The organism is Betaproteobacteria bacterium (assembly GCA_016194905.1).
Classification (GTDB): domain Bacteria; phylum Pseudomonadota; class Gammaproteobacteria; order Burkholderiales; family JACQAP01; genus JACQAP01.
In genome coordinates this window covers 67,855-83,939 of sequence record JACQAP010000009.1, presented here as the reverse complement: position 1 = coordinate 83,939, position 16,085 = coordinate 67,855, and the positions used below count along the sequence as shown (strand labels likewise).

At 59.8% G+C, this 16,085-nt stretch carries 16 protein-coding genes; 6 read left to right on the top strand and 10 right to left on the bottom strand.

What is annotated here, in order from left to right; genetic code table 11:
- Positions 1-77 precede the first annotated feature (77 nt).
- The 6 genes from HY067_05745 (at position 78) to HY067_05720 (ending at position 6,019) form a co-directional block, all read left to right on the top strand.
- Positions 78-959 (top strand): 3-hydroxyacyl-CoA dehydrogenase, encoded by an 882-nt coding sequence (locus HY067_05745; protein MBI3527456.1) that lies wholly within the window; start codon positions 78-80, stop codon positions 957-959.
- Complete coding sequence (locus tag HY067_05740) at positions 946-1,578, top strand: alpha/beta fold hydrolase (GenBank protein MBI3527455.1); 633 nt, start codon at positions 946-948, stop codon at positions 1,576-1,578. Before HY067_05745 ends, HY067_05740 begins: the two co-directional genes overlap by 14 nt.
- Complete coding sequence (locus tag HY067_05735) at positions 1,575-2,609, top strand: aminopeptidase (GenBank protein MBI3527454.1); 1,035 nt, start codon at positions 1,575-1,577, stop codon at positions 2,607-2,609. The genes HY067_05740 and HY067_05735 overlap by 4 nt, the downstream gene beginning before the upstream one ends.
- A gap of 66 nt (positions 2,610-2,675) precedes the next feature.
- Entirely contained in the window at positions 2,676-3,155 is a 480-nt protein-coding gene (locus HY067_05730) for a CoA-binding protein (GenBank protein MBI3527453.1), read from the top strand.
- A 111-nt stretch (positions 3,156-3,266) separates the two neighbouring features.
- Positions 3,267-4,553, top strand: coding sequence for an O-acetylhomoserine aminocarboxypropyltransferase/cysteine synthase (locus tag HY067_05725; protein ID MBI3527452.1), 1,287 nt, complete (start codon positions 3,267-3,269; stop codon positions 4,551-4,553).
- A gap of 290 nt (positions 4,554-4,843) precedes the next feature.
- Entirely contained in the window at positions 4,844-6,019 is a 1,176-nt protein-coding gene (locus HY067_05720; protein ID MBI3527451.1) for an MFS transporter, read from the top strand.
- On the opposite strand, the gene HY067_05715 is transcribed toward HY067_05720, so the two are convergent.
- The 10 genes from HY067_05715 to HY067_05670 all read right to left on the bottom strand — a co-directional run bounded on the left by HY067_05715 (position 6,009) and on the right by HY067_05670 (position 16,036).
- Positions 6,009-6,455: a nuclear transport factor 2 family protein gene (locus HY067_05715; protein ID MBI3527450.1), complete on the bottom strand. Its 447-nt coding sequence runs from the start codon at positions 6,453-6,455 to the stop codon at positions 6,009-6,011. The genes HY067_05720 and HY067_05715 overlap by 11 nt on opposite strands.
- Before the next feature lie 104 nt (positions 6,456-6,559).
- The gene (locus HY067_05710) at positions 6,560-9,226 is read right to left on the bottom strand and encodes a DEAD/DEAH box helicase family protein (protein ID MBI3527449.1); all 2,667 of its coding nucleotides are present in this window, start codon (positions 9,224-9,226) and stop codon (positions 6,560-6,562) included.
- Positions 9,226-10,779, bottom strand: coding sequence for a site-specific DNA-methyltransferase (locus tag HY067_05705; GenBank protein MBI3527448.1), 1,554 nt, complete (start codon positions 10,777-10,779; stop codon positions 9,226-9,228). Before HY067_05705 ends, HY067_05710 begins: the two co-directional genes overlap by 1 nt.
- Before the next feature lie 315 nt (positions 10,780-11,094).
- On the bottom strand, positions 11,095-11,805 hold the full coding sequence (locus tag HY067_05700; GenBank protein ID MBI3527447.1) for a hypothetical protein: 711 nt from the start codon (positions 11,803-11,805) through the stop codon (positions 11,095-11,097).
- 21 nt (positions 11,806-11,826) lie between these two features.
- On the bottom strand, positions 11,827-12,402 hold the full coding sequence (locus HY067_05695) for an ATP-binding protein (GenBank protein ID MBI3527446.1): 576 nt from the start codon (positions 12,400-12,402) through the stop codon (positions 11,827-11,829).
- Between the two features lie 160 nt (positions 12,403-12,562).
- On the bottom strand, positions 12,563-12,835 hold the full coding sequence (locus tag HY067_05690; GenBank protein ID MBI3527445.1) for a HigA family addiction module antidote protein: 273 nt from the start codon (positions 12,833-12,835) through the stop codon (positions 12,563-12,565).
- A gap of 162 nt (positions 12,836-12,997) precedes the next feature.
- Complete coding sequence (locus HY067_05685; GenBank protein ID MBI3527444.1) at positions 12,998-13,861, bottom strand: alpha/beta hydrolase; 864 nt, start codon at positions 13,859-13,861, stop codon at positions 12,998-13,000.
- A 92-nt stretch (positions 13,862-13,953) separates the two neighbouring features.
- Positions 13,954-14,331, bottom strand: a complete 378-nt coding sequence (locus HY067_05680) for a GxxExxY protein (protein ID MBI3527443.1) — start codon at positions 14,329-14,331, stop codon at positions 13,954-13,956.
- 68 nt (positions 14,332-14,399) lie between these two features.
- Positions 14,400-15,311, bottom strand: a complete 912-nt coding sequence (locus HY067_05675) for an EamA family transporter (protein ID MBI3527442.1) — start codon at positions 15,309-15,311, stop codon at positions 14,400-14,402.
- Entirely contained in the window at positions 15,308-16,036 is a 729-nt protein-coding gene (locus HY067_05670) for a sulfurtransferase (GenBank protein ID MBI3527441.1), read from the bottom strand. The genes HY067_05675 and HY067_05670 overlap by 4 nt, the downstream gene beginning before the upstream one ends.
- Positions 16,037-16,085 lie beyond the last annotated feature (49 nt).

The following is a 16,085-nucleotide window of genomic DNA, read 5'->3' as shown; positions in this document are numbered from 1 at the left end:
ATGCGGCGTCCGGGGCTTGAGTCGGGAGAAAAAGCGTGTTGCCGCAAAAACGAGCCGTGATCATTGGCGGCGGAACGATGGGCGCCGACGTGGCGGCGATTTTCGCGGCCGGCGGCATGGGTGTGGATATCGTGCAGCGGCCGGGGAAGACCCGAGATTCGCTGCGGGAACGCTTTGCCAGATCGGTGGCGGAACTCGGCGGCGTTCGACCCGATGTCTCGCTGCACGATGCGCCGCGCGATGTGCCGTGGCAGCACGCCGGCATCGTGGTCGAGTCCGTGAACGAAGACCTTCCGCTCAAGCAGCGCATCTTTGCCGAACTCGAAGCGCTCGCGCCCGCCGACATTGCGCTGACCAGCAATTCCTCCAGCTTTCCGATCAGCCGGATTGCCGGCGGCCTTGAGAGCGCGCGCCGCATGCTCGGCCTGCATTTCTTCATGCCGGCGCACATGGTGCCGCTGGTGGAAGTGGTGCGGTCGGACGCCACCGATCCCGCCGTGGCGCAATCGGTGTTCGAGTTGATGCAACGCCTGCGTCGCAAGCCGGTGATGGTGGCGAAGGACATTCCCGGCTTCCTCGCCAACCGCATGCAGCATGCGCTGATGCGCGAAGCGTGGTCGCTGATCGAACGTGGCATCGCCACGCCGGAGGATGTCGACATCGCGGTGCGTTACGGCTTCGGTTTTCGTTATGTCGCCGCCGGACCGATCCTGCAGAAGGAGATGTCGGGACTCGACGTGAACTACCTGGCCTCCAGTACCGTTTTTCCGGATCTGTGCAACGACGCAAAACCGGCCGCGAAACTCGCGGCGAAGGTGAAGGCCGGCGAGATCGGCATGAAAACCGGCAAAGGCTTCTACGACTGGCCGGCGGAAAAAATCGCCAGGACCAAAGCCAGATACCAGACTGCACTCAAGCGCGGATTGGAGATCCTGAAAGCCGAGGATGATGCCGGCTGATGGCGAGCGCATCGTGCTCGTCCACGGTTTGTGGATGAACGGCCTGGCCATGCTGCCGCTCGCCCGGCGACTGGAGCGCTGCGGCTTTGCCGTGACCAGGCATGGCTATCAATCCGTGCGGCGGGGCCTGCGCGAGAACGCGCGACGACTGGCCTCGGTCTGCGAAAAGTCCGGCGCGCCATTGAATCTGGTGGGTCACAGCCTCGGCGGTCTGCTGATCATGACCATGTTGCACAATCATCCGCAGGTCAAGGCGCATCGAGTGGTGCTGGTCGGCAGTCCGTATGCAAACAGCGTCGCCGCGCAGGGTATGGCGCGATTCGCGGCGAGTCGCGGATTGCTCGGGCGCACGCTCCAGGACTGGTTGCGTCAGCCCCGGCCGCCAATCCCGGATGGCGTCGAGCTCGGCGCGATCGCGGGAGATGTCTCCATCGGTCTCGGCAGGCTGTTCGCGCACCTGCCCAGGCCGAACGACGGAGTCGTGATTCTGGACGAAACCCATGTGCCGGGAGCGGCCGATTCGATCGTGCTGCATACCAGCCATAGCGCGATGCTGGTTTCGCCGGCGGTCGCGCGTGCCGCCTGCGCGTTTCTGAAGAACGGCAGGTTCGGCCAATGACCCGATTAGCTTTCATACTCGCGCTGGTCAGCGGACTCTGCGGTTGCACAAACATCGGCTACTACTACCAGGCCGTCGAAGGGCAGATGCAGATCTGGAATCGCAGCCGTTCGATCGCGCAGGTCATCGACGACACGCACACGCCGCCGCAGGTGCGCGAACGCCTGTCGCTGGTGCTGCGCGTGCGGAATTTCGCTTCCGGCGAACTGGCACTGCCGGATAACGGCAGCTACCGGAAATACGCCGACCTGGAACGTCCGTTCGTGGTCTGGAATGTATTTGCGGCCGGCGAGCTTTCGGTTGCGCCGAAGGAGTGGTGCTTCCCGTTTGCCGGTTGCGTCGGCTACCGCGGTTATTTCAGCCAGGCTCGTGCCGAGCAGTTCGGTGAGGAATTGCGGCGCAAAGGCCTGGACGTCTTCGTCACCGGCATTCCGGCTTATTCCACGCTGGGCTGGTTCGACGATCCCGTGCTCAATACCGTCATGCGCTATCCCGATGGCGAACTCGCGCGGTTGATCTTTCACGAGCTCGCGCATCAGGTTGTTTACGTTCCCGGAGACACCGTGTTCAACGAGTCGTTTGCCGTCGCCGTGGAACTGGAGGGCGTCGACCGCTGGCTGGCGCGCGATGGCGATCCCGCGAAACGTGCCGCCTTCGAATTATACGAACGACGCAAAGGCGCCTTCATCGACCTGGTGATGAAGTACCGCGACAGCCTCAGGACGCTGTACGCGAGTGCAGCGACGGACACGGACAAGCGCCAGAAGAAAGCCGAAACCTTCGCCGCCATGAAAGCGGAGTACCTGACCCTGAGATCTTCCTGGGGAGGCTATGCCGGCTACGACCGTTTCTTTGCCGAGGAGCTGAACAACGCCCATCTCGTACCGGTTGCGACTTATTCCGAGCTGGTACCCGGCTTCCGCCGGGTGCTGGCGGAGAACGGCGGCGACTTCAGGCGCTTCTATGCGGCGGTCAAGGAGATCGGCAAGCTGCCGAAAGAGCAACGGCAGGCGAAACTGAAGGCGGGCTAAAGTATCCGGCGCCGGTGATAAACTGCCGGCTTTCCGCGCAACGCTTTCTTTCAGCACAAATCACGCATGAGCGACTCCACCGACATCAACACCCTGCGCCGCATCCTCAAGCAGTACAAGACCATTGCCGTGGTCGGACTGTCGGCCAATTGGTACCGGCCCAGTTCCTTTGCCGCAAAATACATGCAGGAGCACGGCTACCGCGTCATCCCGGTGAACCCTATGTACAAGGAGGTCCTGGGAGAGACGTGCTACGCCTCGCTCAAGGACATTCCCGATAAAGTCGACATCGTGGATTGCTTCCGCAAAAGCGAAGACATCGAACCGATCGCGGACGGGGCCATCGCCATCGGCGCCAAGGTATTGTGGATGCAGATCGGCGTGATGAACGAAAAAGCAGCGGCGAAGGCGCGTAAGGCCGGGCTGGAAGTGGTGCAGGACCGCTGCGTGAAGATCGAACACGGCCGGCTGTTCGGCGGGCTCAACTGGGTCGGCGTGAACACCAAGGTCATTTCCGCCAAGCGGCCGAAGTGGTTACCTTACTGAAGCAGTGAACGGTAAATGGTGAACAGTGAACGGAAGGAACCAGGACCGATGCCCGGGCACGATTTGCTTTTCACCATTCACTGATCACCGTTCACTATTCACTGAATTACCATGGCAGACAGAGAATTCGGATTCGGCACCTTGTGCCTCCACGCGGGACAGATTCCCGACGCGGCCACCGGTGCGCGCGCGGTACCGATCTACCAGACCACGTCCTTCGTGTTCGACTCCGCGGAGCATGCGGCGAGCCTCTTCAATCTTCAGACTTTCGGCAACGTCTATTCGCGCATTTCGAATCCGACCGTCGCGGTGTTCGAGGAGCGCATGGCCGCGCTCGAAGGCGGGCGCGCGGCGCTGGCCGCGTCTTCGGGCCAGGCCGCCCAGATGTGTGCTCTGCTGACCATCCTGCGCGAAGGCGACGAGATCGTCTCGTCCAGTACGCTCTACGGCGGCACGTATTCGCAGTTCGACGTGACCTTCCGCCAGTTCGGCATCCACACCATATTCGTCAATGCGGACGATCCGGAAAACTTCCGCAAGGCGATCACGCCGAAGACGCGCGCGATCTACGCCGAGACCATGGGCAACCCGCAGATCAACGTGCTCGACATCGAGGCCGTGGCAAAAATTGCCAAAGAGGCCGGCGTGCCGCTGATCATCGATAATACATTCGCGTCGCCCTACCTGTGCCAGCCGATCAGATTCGGCGCCGACATCGTCATTCATTCCGCGACCAAGTTCATCGGCGGCCACGGCACCACCATGGGCGGTGTCGTGGTCGAGTCGGGCAAGTTCCCGTGGGGCAACGGCAAGTATCCGATGATGACCGAGCCTTCGCGCGGCTACCACGGGGTGATTTTCCACGAGACCTTCGGCGATTTCGGCTACACCATGAAATGCCGCATGGAAACCATGCGCACGCTAGGTCCGGTCCTGTCGCCGTTTAGCGCGTGGATTCTGCTGCAGGGACTGGAGACGCTGCATGTGCGCGTCGAGCGCCATGTCCAAAATGCGATGGCGGTCGCAACGTTCTTGCAGGAGCACCCGCGCGTTTCCTGGGTGAACTATCCGGGCCTGCCGGGCAGCCAATACCATGCGCTCGCGCAAAAATACCTGCCTAAGGGCAGCGGCTCGATCATGACCTTCGGCATCAAGGGCGGCATGGAAGCCGGTGTGAAATTCATCGAGGGGCTGCAGTTCTTCTCGCACCTGGCCAATGTCGGCGATGCCAAGACACTGGTGATCCATCCCGCATCGACCACGCACCGTCAGCTTTCCGAGGAAGACCAGATCAAAGCCGGCGTCGGACCCGACATGATCCGGCTTTCGATCGGCATCGAGGACGTCAACGACATCCTGTGGGACCTCGACCAGGCTCTTGCCCAGTCCAAAGCTTAGAAGGCGTGAACCACGGAGAACACGGATACCCTCGCGATAGCGTGGAGTACCCTTTTAGGACACGGAGGAAAGGCAAAGAAACGGAAAAGGGGGGGGCAAGGCGGGATGCGAGCAGTGAATTTGCGTGGGTATCGGTCAGTTCACCGGTGCACACAACGTCCAGGGGCACTGCTGCCAACGCATTCACTTTCCAACACCTATTTCGTTCACAGGTTTTCTCCGTGCTCTAAAAGGGTACTCCACGCTATCGCGAGGGTATCCGTGTTCTCCGTGGTTCATTCTCTTTTTAAATGAAAGGCGTGGTGTGGCCGCTGATCGTCACGATGACGATCCAGGCGCTGGTCTCGCTGGTGGTCTACACGCCGCCGGTACTGGCGCCGGTCGCGCAAACGGAGATCGGACTCCCAGCAAGCGCGGTCGGCATCGTTACCGCGCTGATCTATCTGGCCGCCACTTTCACCGCATTTTCCGCGGGCAATCTCATCAACCGCTTCGGCGCCATGCGTGCGAGCCAGATCTCGTTGGTGCTCTGCTCCGCCGGCGTGGCGTTGATGGCGAACGCAAATACGTGGCTGGTCGCGCTCGGTGCGCTGGTCATCGGTACCGGTTACGGCGTGGTCACGCCTTCCAGTTCCGCAATCCTTGCCGAACGCACGCCGGAGGGCATGCGGGCTTTCATCTTCTCGCTGAAGCAGACCGGCGTTCCGATCGGCGGCGCGCTGGCGGGTGTCTTGATTCCGCTGCTGATCGTGGGCTTCGGCTGGAAGGAAGCCGCGCTTATCGCCGGCCTGTCATGTCTTGCGCTGGCCATTGCCGTGCAGCCTTATCGTGCCGGCGTGGATTTCGCCCCGCACGCGCCGCGACCGGCGGCGCCTTTGCATTTTCTCGAGCCGTTCAAACTCGTCATGTCGCACCCGCGGCTGCGCGAACTCGCGCTTGCCTCCTTTTCCTACTCGGGAATGCAGATGTGCATGGGCTCGTTCCTGGTCGTGTTCCTCACCGATCGCATGGGCCTGACGATCAGCGGCGCCGGGGCCGCGCTGTCGATCGCGATGGTGGCCGGCAGCGTCGGGCGGATTCTCTGGGGGGTCGTCGCGGACAACTGGATATCGCCGCGCACAGTGTTGGGGTGGCTTGGTGCAATCATGGCGTTATCGGCCTTCGTGACGGCATCGATGGCGCCTTCCTGGCCTTACGTCGTGATGCTGGTTGTCAGCTTCGTCTATGGCGCAAGCGCGATCGGCTGGAACGGCGTGTACTTGTCCGAAGTGGTGCGCATGGCACCGCCGGGAAAGGCGGGATCGGCCACCGGCGCATCGCTGGCGATGACTTATGCGGGCGTGGTTTTCCTGCCGACGATCTTCTGGGCGATCGTCCATTTGAGCGGAAGCTATGCGGCGGCGTTCCTTGCCGCCGGCTCGCTGACGCTCTGGCGCGGCGTGCTGTTCCTGCGGCCTACTGCTTGAAGGCGGACTGGCGCTTGGCGAGTTGCCAACGGTCGTCACGGTGCACCCAGACGTTCAGGTAACGCAGGTCCACCTTGCGGCGTTCGCCGCCGATCTCGATGTCCAGGCGCGTGCCTCCCATTGCCGTGGCGACGTCGCCGTAGACGTTGACCTTCACGTCGTAGCGCTCAGCGGAGAAGATCTTCACCGTGCCGGTCATCATCTGCTGGATGTATCCCGGCTTGTCGTTGGTCTTGCCGTTGGGCTGATGGTAGAAGAACTCGTCGGCCAGCGCGTTGGCCAGTGCATCTGCGTCCATCTGGATCATGGCCTGGTAACGCCGTTCCTCAACTTCATGGATATCCTCGACCGGGCCCGCGAAGGCCGGTAGAGAGAGCAGGCTCGCTCCCACAAAAATCAAAGTTGCAATGTTCCTGTGCCACGTTGCGACGTTCATGTTCGTTCCTCCCGATGTTGTGTTTTGTCCGGCCCTTGGACGGGCTGGACCGGATTGTAGATCCAGCCGCAAACGACTTGCGTGACGATTGTTGCCAATGGCCTTCAGGTTCGCAAGGCTTCCCAAAGCTGCGTAGCGACCGACTTACGGGCCTTTTCGGGATCCGTCACCATCGCAAACAGGCATCGCCCGCCGCTTGCGGCCGCCCAGACATGCCCTATGTCACGCTTTTCCCTGGCATCGCTGGCGTCGTAGAGATGTGCGCCCTTGTATTCGACCACCAGGATGCGCCCGTCAGTCAGTTCGGCAACGAAATCAGGATAAAAACGGTCCGTCGAGGTTGGCAGCCAGAACGAGGCCTCGGGTTGACGTTCCAGATTGCGTACCCACCATTTCACATCTTCCATCTCGTCGATGGCGATGGCGCAGACGGTTTCCTCTCCATTCAGGTCCGGCTTCAATTCGCCCGGCAATGGATAAAAGTGCCTGCGGAAGACGTAGCGTCCCTCGAAGAGCCAGCGGGCCGGATAGTTGCCAGGTTCGTATCGGAAGGCAAAATGTTCCGACAACGACGGTTTTGCCTGTGAGCCGAACAGCGCGGCCTGGAACGCCTTACCCCGCTGCGCCTCACTGATGGCCTTAAGCCTTGCGGCCACCGCATCGGCCAGACGGCTGACGTGACGTGCGGCGTAAGTAAGTTCGATATCGTGGGCCTGCAGGTTGTCCAGCACCCGTCCGAGCCAGGCGATCATGTCCACTTGCAGAATATCGTCTCGCCGCGCGCGACGGTCAAGTTCGCGGATCACGTCTTCGCGTCGCACGCCCTCTTGAGCAAGGTCGAGATCGAGCCCGTGCTGGCTGTCGCCCTGCCGGATCTTCAATTGACCGCGCTCGACATCGATCAGGTAAGGCCGCTCCTCATCCTGCGTCACGAAGCCGGGCAGGGCGCCCGGCTCGCCGGCCAGCGAGAAAGCCGCCAGATCGCCGACGAGATCGGGATCGACGAAAGTCATCTCTCCCTGCACCGGGATGCACAACTGTGGCACTGGAGTGAAGCGTTCGCCGCGCTGGGAAGGCGCCGCTGCGGCATGCGCCTGTGTCTGGTGGCGTTCGAGCCTGCGTTCGAGCTCTTCGCGTTCGCGCTTCGGAACTGCGGCGACCGCCGCATCGAGTGCAGCCCGCGGCAACACTCCACGTACGGTGACCTGGGTTCCTTCCGCCGTTTTCGACACTGTGACCGCGGTAGGCGCTACCATCGCGAGTGCCCGTGCTGCCGCCGCTGGTACCGGGATGATGGACTGGACTTCAGGAGGGATGCGCGGCTGTTCGCCGAAGAGATCGCCACCGAGCTGCGGCTGGACGAACTGCGCCGCCTCCATTTCCTCGAAGCCCATCGCCACCAGTCGGTCTGCAAGCTGGTTGGCTACAGCTGCGGTGTCAGGCGAGCACACTTGGGCGTAGGCGCGGTTGAGTACCTCGCTCTTGCGCGCAAGCGCGTAGGGCAGGCGCAGAACTCGCCCGAGCAATTGCTCCATATCTTTGGCCGAACGGATGTTCTGCACCGTGCAGAAGACGTAAGCGAAAGAGCAGTCCCAACCTTCTTTGAGCGCTTCCACGGTGATGATGAAATCGATCAGGCAACTACGATCGAACAGGTTCACGCCCGTCAGTTCGCGCTGCGCGCCGGTCGCCACCGCGATGCGGCGTTCCTGGATGTGGCCGCTCTCCATGAGCCATGCCTTCAGCTTCTCGACGGGCACCTCGCCGTTGATAGCGTCCGCCTGGAACAACACGATCGGTCGCACGTAGTCCGCCTCACCCGCCGCTTCGACTGCAAGGCGCTCGCGCGCGAGCAAGGCGTCACGCACCGCCTCCTGCCAGTTCGGGTGCGGTGAGAGCACGATCGGCAGCTTCACCATATGCTCGACCTTCAGTTCCTGCGCTGAAACGTGATAGAGGACGTTCTGATTGCGCGCTGGCGTGGCTGTCCACTCGATCACGCATGCGGGGCGGATGCGCCGGAAAACCTCGAAGGAAAGATCGGTGCGGGCGTTGTGAGCTTCGTCGAGGATCACCACAGGCCGCCAGTACGCCAGCAGGTTCGCGAACGAGCGCTTCACCTTGCCAAGATCGCTGCGCGAAAGGTAAGGCTGCGCGGCGAGATCGTCATCGCGGATGCGCTCCATCCACTCTGCGTCAGGCAGGTTGGCGAAATGCGGCTCGAACACTTCCTTGTAGGCGTACACGTCACGGCTCGCGGTGCGCTCGACGCGAAGTGTCTGGATGGTGCCGACTGCGACGATGGCACGGCTGCCGAAATCCTGCGCCCGCAATTGCTCGCACTCGGCGATGTCGAGCACCGTCAGGCGGTCGGCCGGGTAATAATCCAGCAATGCCTCGCGGTACGGGTGTCCAGGGGTCTTCAGTGCTTCCAGTGTCTGCGAGCGAATCGCCTCAGAGGGCACCAGCCACAATGCCAGCGGTGTACGCGAGCCCACGTACAGGCGTGCTGCCCGCTCGATTGCGTGGGCGGCGAGCAGTGTCTTGCCGCCCCCGGTGGGGATGCGGATGCAGACCTCGGGCAAGAGGAAGTTCTCGTGCGCCTTCGGCCGATAAGGTAATGGCGGCGCAGCTTCACCCAGCGCCTCGCGCCGCGCAGAGTCGAAGGCAATCCCGACCTGTGCGTCGGTGGCCGCGCCGCGCGCAGCGGTGAAGAACGCCTCCAATGCGCCGAGGGCTTTTTTCTGATAGTCCTTGAGCGGAAGTCCCATCAGCGCATCCGGATGTCGTAGGGAATCTGCCTGAATCTCACGTTGAGTTGCTTGAGCCGTGCGGCGGACAGCCGACAAGCCTCGCCATAGATTACGCGCGGGCCGCGATGCGGCGGCAGTACATCGAGGATCGCCCGCCATACCTGCTGTGTGAGCACGTTGCCGCCCTCCGGTCTCCTGTCGCCGAGGATGTCGTTGTACAACAGGATGTATGCAGTGTTGTTATGCGTGCCAAGCAGCGGCGAATCGAAGCGGCTCGTGGGATGCGGCGCGCCGATTTCCAGGAACCAGAGATACGCGGCCAGCGTCGCAAAGCGGATCGCCGGATTGATGCGTCCGTCTTCGAGAAACGCTGGCTCGCCGAGCTTGAGGTAACGGAAACCGCCGCCGCCCTGCCAGCCGACCGACTCGGATATGCCGCCCTGCTCGCCTTCGATCACTTTCTGCAACCGCGGCAGGCAGTGCGTTTCCGCGTGTTCGCCCATCTCGATGCCGATCCAACGGCGACCCATCTTCTGGGCGACTGCGGCCGTGGTGCCTGAGCCGAGAAAGGAATCCAGCACAACATCGCCCGGGGAAGTCGATATTTCGAGGACGCGCTCAATCAGTTGCTCCGGCTTCACGGTATCAAATAGCTCTGCATTTGGTAGAAGGTCGCGTTGATGAGCTTTGGCCTGACGGCTCGTCTTCACGTCTAGCAGGATCGTAGGATGTGGCCGCTCAGGATTCTCTGATGCGTACTCACGAACGTAGGGTACCCATACGTTCTCACCGTTTTTGTCACGTTGCTTCCATATCAAACGCCTCTCAGCTTCGGCTTTCGCCACCCCATTCTTGCTCAGCGCCCAATTCGCCTCTCTACCATCATCATGAATCGGGAGAACATTGCTCCCATCAGGAGCAACCATCGGATAAAACATTGTCGGACGATCTTCACGAAGACTGTTCTTTCCGTTCTTCTTCAGCAGTCGATCTCTATAAAGCCTTCCTTGATCGTCACGACCTCCATAGGCCTCCAACAGGGAAAGATCGCCTTTCTTGTGGAAGCCAGCTCTATCCTTCGAACGCTCGTAACAAAAAATAAACTCATGGTCAGGGGTGATGGGAACTTTATTGTCGTTGGGGCTATCGACTTTCTGCCACACGAATGTGGTCGCGAAGTTGAGTCGGCCGAAGACTTCGTCCATCAGAACCTTGAGATATTGCCCCTCGTTGTCATCAATGCTTACCCAAATACTGCCATCCTCCGCGAGCAGGTCGCGCAAAAGCTCGAGCCTCGGATACATCATCGAGAGCCATTGACTATGCTGGAGGTTGTCATCGTAGTGCTCGAACGCGCTTCTGGTGTTGTACGGTGGGTCGATGTAGATGCACTTCACCCGTCCGGCGTAGAAGGGAAGCAGTGCCTTGAGGGCTTCCAGGTTGTCACCCTGGATCAGAAGATTGCTTGAAGAGGGATCGCCCACCTGTTCGACGGGATCGAGAAGCCGGTAAGGCACTTTGCGCGCGGTGCGCTTAGCTTCGTGATCGCCGAGCCAGGTCAGTTGAGGCATGGAGTTACATCTGCGACGGATTGAGCGGCGCGGGCGCGCGGACGATGCGAGTACAGATTCCCCTTTGATTCCTCATAAGGAGACGAAGTAAACAATTTATTTATAATACTAATATTAGACTTTCCGTTTTCGAGTGAAGTAAAGAAAATACGAGCATTCATGCCCAATACGGGATGTATTCGGCAAATTTGGATGATGCCGAGTCTGGATCCTTCCGCTTGATGCGCCCCGCATTCACTGCGTCTCGAATTAAATTGGATACCTGGGTACGCTGTTTTTCATGCATCTTCAGGCGCTCACGCAAACTGGTGTTCGTCATGGCTCCACTTGAAAGGAATTTGAGTACGGCGTGCTGGTAGCACGCCTCAATGCGTTCTGCCTGTGCCATTTCCGCGAATTTGCGGGGCGCAGAGAGAATAACCTTGAACACATTCTCGGCTTGAGCAAACGCCAACGGCGGCAAGCCGAACAGTTCGACAGACGTAACTGTTTTCTGGAATCCAGTGCCCTCTCCTCGCAAATTCGAAAGCGTCGGAACGCAGCCGCCAGAGTTTCGTTGCGAGATTGGGGAGTGGCACCGATCAATCGATCAACGGTTTTTCCAGGTAGCAATCCGCCTGGATTCGAGAATTCGATGCGATCGTCGAAGATTTCGATCATCGGGCTGACACCAGAAATCGTGAAATCCTGATGGATAAGGGCGTTTGCGATTAACTCGCGCAACGCGATCTCAGGGTAAACAGAAACTTCGGCGCGCAGTGCCTCGCGAATAACCTCGCTATGCGGAAGAACGCGTTTCAAATAGCCAATGAGACCTTCGAAGCCAATGGCGTACCCCTTCTGTCCGATATTTTCGTCAATGGTCTCGACCTTGTTGAGTCCGCGATAGCGGATTACACGTATGCGTTTCCTCTGAAGAGTGTCAAAGACCCGAAGATCACGGGCGGCGGCGATTGCGCCAAAGTTAGTCAGATAGCCACCGTCACCTGCGGGCTCGACCATTTTTTCTTCAACAAGCCAGCGCAATATGTCAGCTAATTCTACCGGCTATGGGCGCTCCAAAAGTTTACTTATGGCAGTAGAGTCTATCTGGGCGACTATCTCTGTAGTGGACAGCCGGGATGACGCGCGCAGATCTTCCCAACGTGGAGTGCGGCTGTTCATCATCAGGGCGCCCACTTCCTGACGAGACGCTGTTCTTGTCGTGCCGCCAGACCGGACCCACGCATGTTCAATCGACTTGCCGCGCTTATGCACTGGCTTGATTGACTGCTCCGGTATCAGTACCAGCAGCAATGAGACAGTTTCCCAAGGGACAACAGCATGATCGAGAACTATGGGTGGCTCCACTCCTTCTCGTCCCAGATTCGACAATTGACCAACGATTTTCCCGACTTGCTCCTGCGTTACACCGATGGATCGACTGTTTGCGTTGTCGATACCGAAAATCAAAAAGCCCCCACCCGGATAATTTGAAAAAGCCGACAGGTGCTCGACCAACCGCTCTTTGTTGGGCGACAGTCCACTTTTCCAGTCAAGCTCGTTGGGTTCGGTCGCCAACGGGGCGAGGCTTTGCCAGAGTAGACCGAGGGCGCGATCTATCCATGGCTTCGTCGCATTCATGAAGCAGCAAGTCCCTGAAAAGTATCGTGGTTGCTGGGCATTCCGGTTTCAAGTGTAGTAAGCGTTTCACGGTCATCGGGGCCATGCCCGGAGGCCCTGCTAGAGGACTTTTTGCACTCGCACACGATTCATCGAAAATCGATAGTGCGATGCACTTTTGCTAGTGACCGTCTGACTGCCTCCGAGCTAGCGCTCTATCGAGATCATAGGTTGTCTGAGAATTCATCCATAACCTCGCGGAAGTACCCAGTGCCTCGGCGAGGTCAAGCGCCGCTTCGGCCGTGATTCCGCGCTTCCCTTTGACTAACCGATTCAACCGCGCCCGCGTCCAGCCGAGTTTCCCGGCAAACTCTGTTTGCGTGATTCCGGCGGGCTCCAGAAATTCTTCGAGCAGAATTTCGCCTGGATGAAAGGGATTCTTGGGTTGTTTCATGGTCTCTGCTCGGTCTGGGTACCGTCTAATTGTAGTCGAGAGCCGAATTCTTGCTATCGATCCGGGATTCCGATCGCATAGGGTCGGTTCCATAGTCGATTTCTTGATCGACTTTGCTTCCGGATCTTCTCCGTGCTCTCCGTGTCCTCCGTGGTTCAAGGCCTAATATAAAAACGACTCGATCGCCCTGCCGAATTCCTTCGGCTGGTCGTGATGCATCATGTGCCCGGCGTCCGCGATGGTTTCCTCGTGCAATGATCGATAGCTGGCGCGGTAGCTGTCGAGCAGAGCCTTGTCGCCTTTCATCCATTTCATCATCCATGCACCGTCGCCCCAGAGCCAGAGCACCGGCGCGACGATGCGCCGCCAGCAGGCCATCGCTTCCTCTACGCGGTAGAGCGCGGGGTTCACCAACTTGTGCAGCGGATCGGCGCGCAGGTGGATGCTGCCGTCGGCCTTCTGCTCGGCCCAGTGCGGCGCCAGGAATCGCGCGCGTTCGTCGCTGATGCGGGGATTGTTTTTCTTGAGCCGTTCGGCCACCTCGTCGAACGTCGCGTACGAACGCAACGTCGGCGGATCGCGATTTTCTTCCAGCCACTTCGCGTAGCGCTCCGGCGCCTTGTCCGCTTTCGTCGGCGGCAGGCCGAAACCTTCCGCCAGCACCAGCTTGCCGATGCGTTCCGGGCGAATGCCGGCATAGAGATTGGCGACATTGCCACCCATGCTGTGGCCGACGACATGGGCCGGCGACTCGGGCTGAAAATACTCCAGCAGCGCATCGAGGTCGGCGATGTAGTCCGGGAACCAGTAGCCCTCGTGCGTCCACTCCGACAGCCCGAAGCCGCGCCAGTCCGGCGCGATGACATGCCAGTTGTGCCTCAGCTCGTCGACGACGAACTGGAACGACGCCGATACGTCCATCCAGCCGTGCAGCAGGAAAATATTCGGCGCGGATGCGTCGCCCCAGGTGCGCACGTGGTAGCGCAGGCCACGGACGTCCAGATATTCAGACTGACTTTGTTTCACGACTCAACCTTGAAGCACGGAGAACACTGAGAAACAATATCGAGATACGGGAAAATATTGTTGAGCCACACACGATTGCATTCGGCGAATGGCTATCCATTCACTAGGCGCTTGATTCCGCCTTGCCGCAATTGAGTGACATTGAAGTTCAATATGTAACCGATCCGTCGGCGCGAGAGCTTAAGGTAGGTCATTAGTTGCGATGAGTGAATCGGCAAGATCTTTTCCACGGCTTTTATCTCCACGATCAATCTGTCCCCAACGATTAAATCAGCCCGGAATGCATTGTCGAATTGCAGTCCGTCATATTCGAATGGGAGAAAGACCTGTCTCTTTGAATCAATTCCTACCTTGCTCAATTCATGATGCAAGCATGTCTCATACACGCTTTCGAGCAGACCGGGCCCCAGCGCACGGTGAACCTGAATCGCACAACCGATCAGGTTCGTCCCGAGTTCATTGTCTTCCATTTCATCATTCCTCCGTGCTCTCCGTGTTCTCCGTGGTTCAGGATTTGAGCCTCAAGCTTTAAAGGGCGTCATTCCTGGCCGGTCATGGGTTCGGGTTCCTCGTGCCGGCGGATGCTCAGGTAGGAAAGCAGCGCGAGCGCGACGCCGATCAAGAGCATGCCCAGCAATTCCGAGCGGCCGGGTTGTTCGCCCAGTTGTATCCACGACGAAATGATCGCGATCACCGGGATGCCGAGCGACGCCAGGCTGGTGGTGCCGGCGGGAAGCCGGTGCAGTACGTAAAGCCATGCCAGCCAGCCGACGCCGGTGGCCATCACGCCGTTGAACAGCGTGACGACGACGAAGGTGTTCGACCAGACGATCGGCTGGCGATCGAAAAGCGCCTGGCAAATCAGTACCGGGATCAGGCCGACGATCATCTGCCAGAACGTGAACGACAAGGGTTCGACTTTCGCCTGGTTGTGCAGGCGCTTCGCATAGACCACGCCGATGGCCCAGCACATGCCTGCCATGACGGCCAGCGTCTTGCTGAACAGCGACGTATGCATCTGCCACAGCTCGAGCACGAACAACAGGCCGACTATCGCCAGTAGGACCGAAACCCACTGCAGCCCGTGGATGCGTTCGTGCAGCAGGGGCCAGGCAAACACCAGAACCCAGAAGGGCATGGTGAACACCAGCACCGAAGTCTTGCCGGGCCCGCCTTCAGAAAGGGCCCAGGTATTGAGCAGCAGAAACGCGCCAGTCTGAATCAGGCCGATCATGAGCAAGGCCTGCCAGTGTTGCGGCTTGAGCGGCCGGCGCGTCCACAACAAGCCGACAAACAGCGTCAGGATGCCGAGCTCGAGACGGAGCGCGACGACGTCCATCGGGCTGGCGTAATTCAGGCCGATCTTCGAGGTGATCCAGCTGTAACCCCACAGGACCACCAGGAGGATCATGACGATCACCGCCCGTCGTGTTTCGCGGGCGTCGCTCATTGTGTATTGGCGACCTCGGGCTCCAGATTGCCGTCGAGCGCGACGCGCTGGTCGAAGACGAAGCAACGTCCGGTGAAATGGGCATCGCCGCATTTCTCGAAGTATTGCAGGATACCTCCATCGAGCTGGAAAACGCTGCGAAAGCCATTCCTGATCAGGACCGGCGCCGCTTTTTCACAACGGATACCACCGGTGCAGAACGTGACGACAGTCTTGTCCTTCAGCGACGAATCAAGTGCGTCGACAGCCTGTGCGAACTGGCCGAAGGAGCTGAGCCGCAAGTCCAAGGCCTTGTCGAAGGTTCCCGCATCCACCTCGAAGGCGTTGCGCGTATCGAGCAGCACGATGTCGCGGCCCTCGTCCAGCCAGCGCTTGAGTTCCGCCGGCGCGATAGCGGGCGCCCGCTCCTTCGCCGGGTCAACGCCCGGCACGCGCATCGTGATAATTTCCTTCTTGATCTTGACCAGCATGCGGTCGAAAGGCTGATACGCGGATACGCTGCGTTTGAAGCGCAGGCCGGCCAGCCGGGGGTCGGCGTGTATCGAAGCCTGGAAATTTACGACAGCTTCCTCGCTGCCGGCAACGACAACGTTGATGCCTTCGAAACTCAGCAGGATGGTGCCCTTGAGCTCCAGCTCGTGGCAACGCCGGTCGAGCCGGGCTTTCAGGTCGTCCAGTCCGTCCAGCGAAACGAATTTGTAGCCGGCGAGATTGATGACACACATGAGATCGCGGTGTTGCCTGGAGGAGACGCCATTCTACCAAGCCGGCTTC

Coding starts and splice junctions, on each gene's coding strand:
- HY067_05745 (MBI3527456.1), top strand. CDS start 78: ATGGGCGCCGACGTGGCGGCGATTTTCGCGGCCGGCGGCATGGGTGTG.
- HY067_05740 (MBI3527455.1), top strand. CDS start 946: ATGATGCCGGCTGATGGCGAGCGCATCGTGCTCGTCCACGGTTTGTGG.
- HY067_05735 (MBI3527454.1), top strand. CDS start 1,575: ATGACCCGATTAGCTTTCATACTCGCGCTGGTCAGCGGACTCTGCGGT.
- HY067_05730 (MBI3527453.1), top strand. CDS start 2,676: ATGAGCGACTCCACCGACATCAACACCCTGCGCCGCATCCTCAAGCAG.
- HY067_05725 (MBI3527452.1), top strand. CDS start 3,267: ATGGCAGACAGAGAATTCGGATTCGGCACCTTGTGCCTCCACGCGGGA.
- HY067_05720 (MBI3527451.1), top strand. CDS start 4,844: ATGAAAGGCGTGGTGTGGCCGCTGATCGTCACGATGACGATCCAGGCG.
- HY067_05715 (MBI3527450.1), bottom strand. CDS start 6,455: ATGAACGTCGCAACGTGGCACAGGAACATTGCAACTTTGATTTTTGTG.
- HY067_05710 (MBI3527449.1), bottom strand. CDS start 9,226: ATGGGACTTCCGCTCAAGGACTATCAGAAAAAAGCCCTCGGCGCATTG.
- HY067_05705 (MBI3527448.1), bottom strand. CDS start 10,779: ATGCCTCAACTGACCTGGCTCGGCGATCACGAAGCTAAGCGCACCGCG.
- HY067_05695 (MBI3527446.1), bottom strand. CDS start 12,402: ATGAATGCGACGAAGCCATGGATAGATCGCGCCCTCGGTCTACTCTGG.
- HY067_05690 (MBI3527445.1), bottom strand. CDS start 12,835: ATGAAACAACCCAAGAATCCCTTTCATCCAGGCGAAATTCTGCTCGAA.
- HY067_05680 (MBI3527443.1), bottom strand. CDS start 14,331: ATGGAAGACAATGAACTCGGGACGAACCTGATCGGTTGTGCGATTCAG.
- HY067_05675 (MBI3527442.1), bottom strand. CDS start 15,311: ATGAGCGACGCCCGCGAAACACGACGGGCGGTGATCGTCATGATCCTC.
- HY067_05670 (MBI3527441.1), bottom strand. CDS start 16,036: ATGTGTGTCATCAATCTCGCCGGCTACAAATTCGTTTCGCTGGACGGA.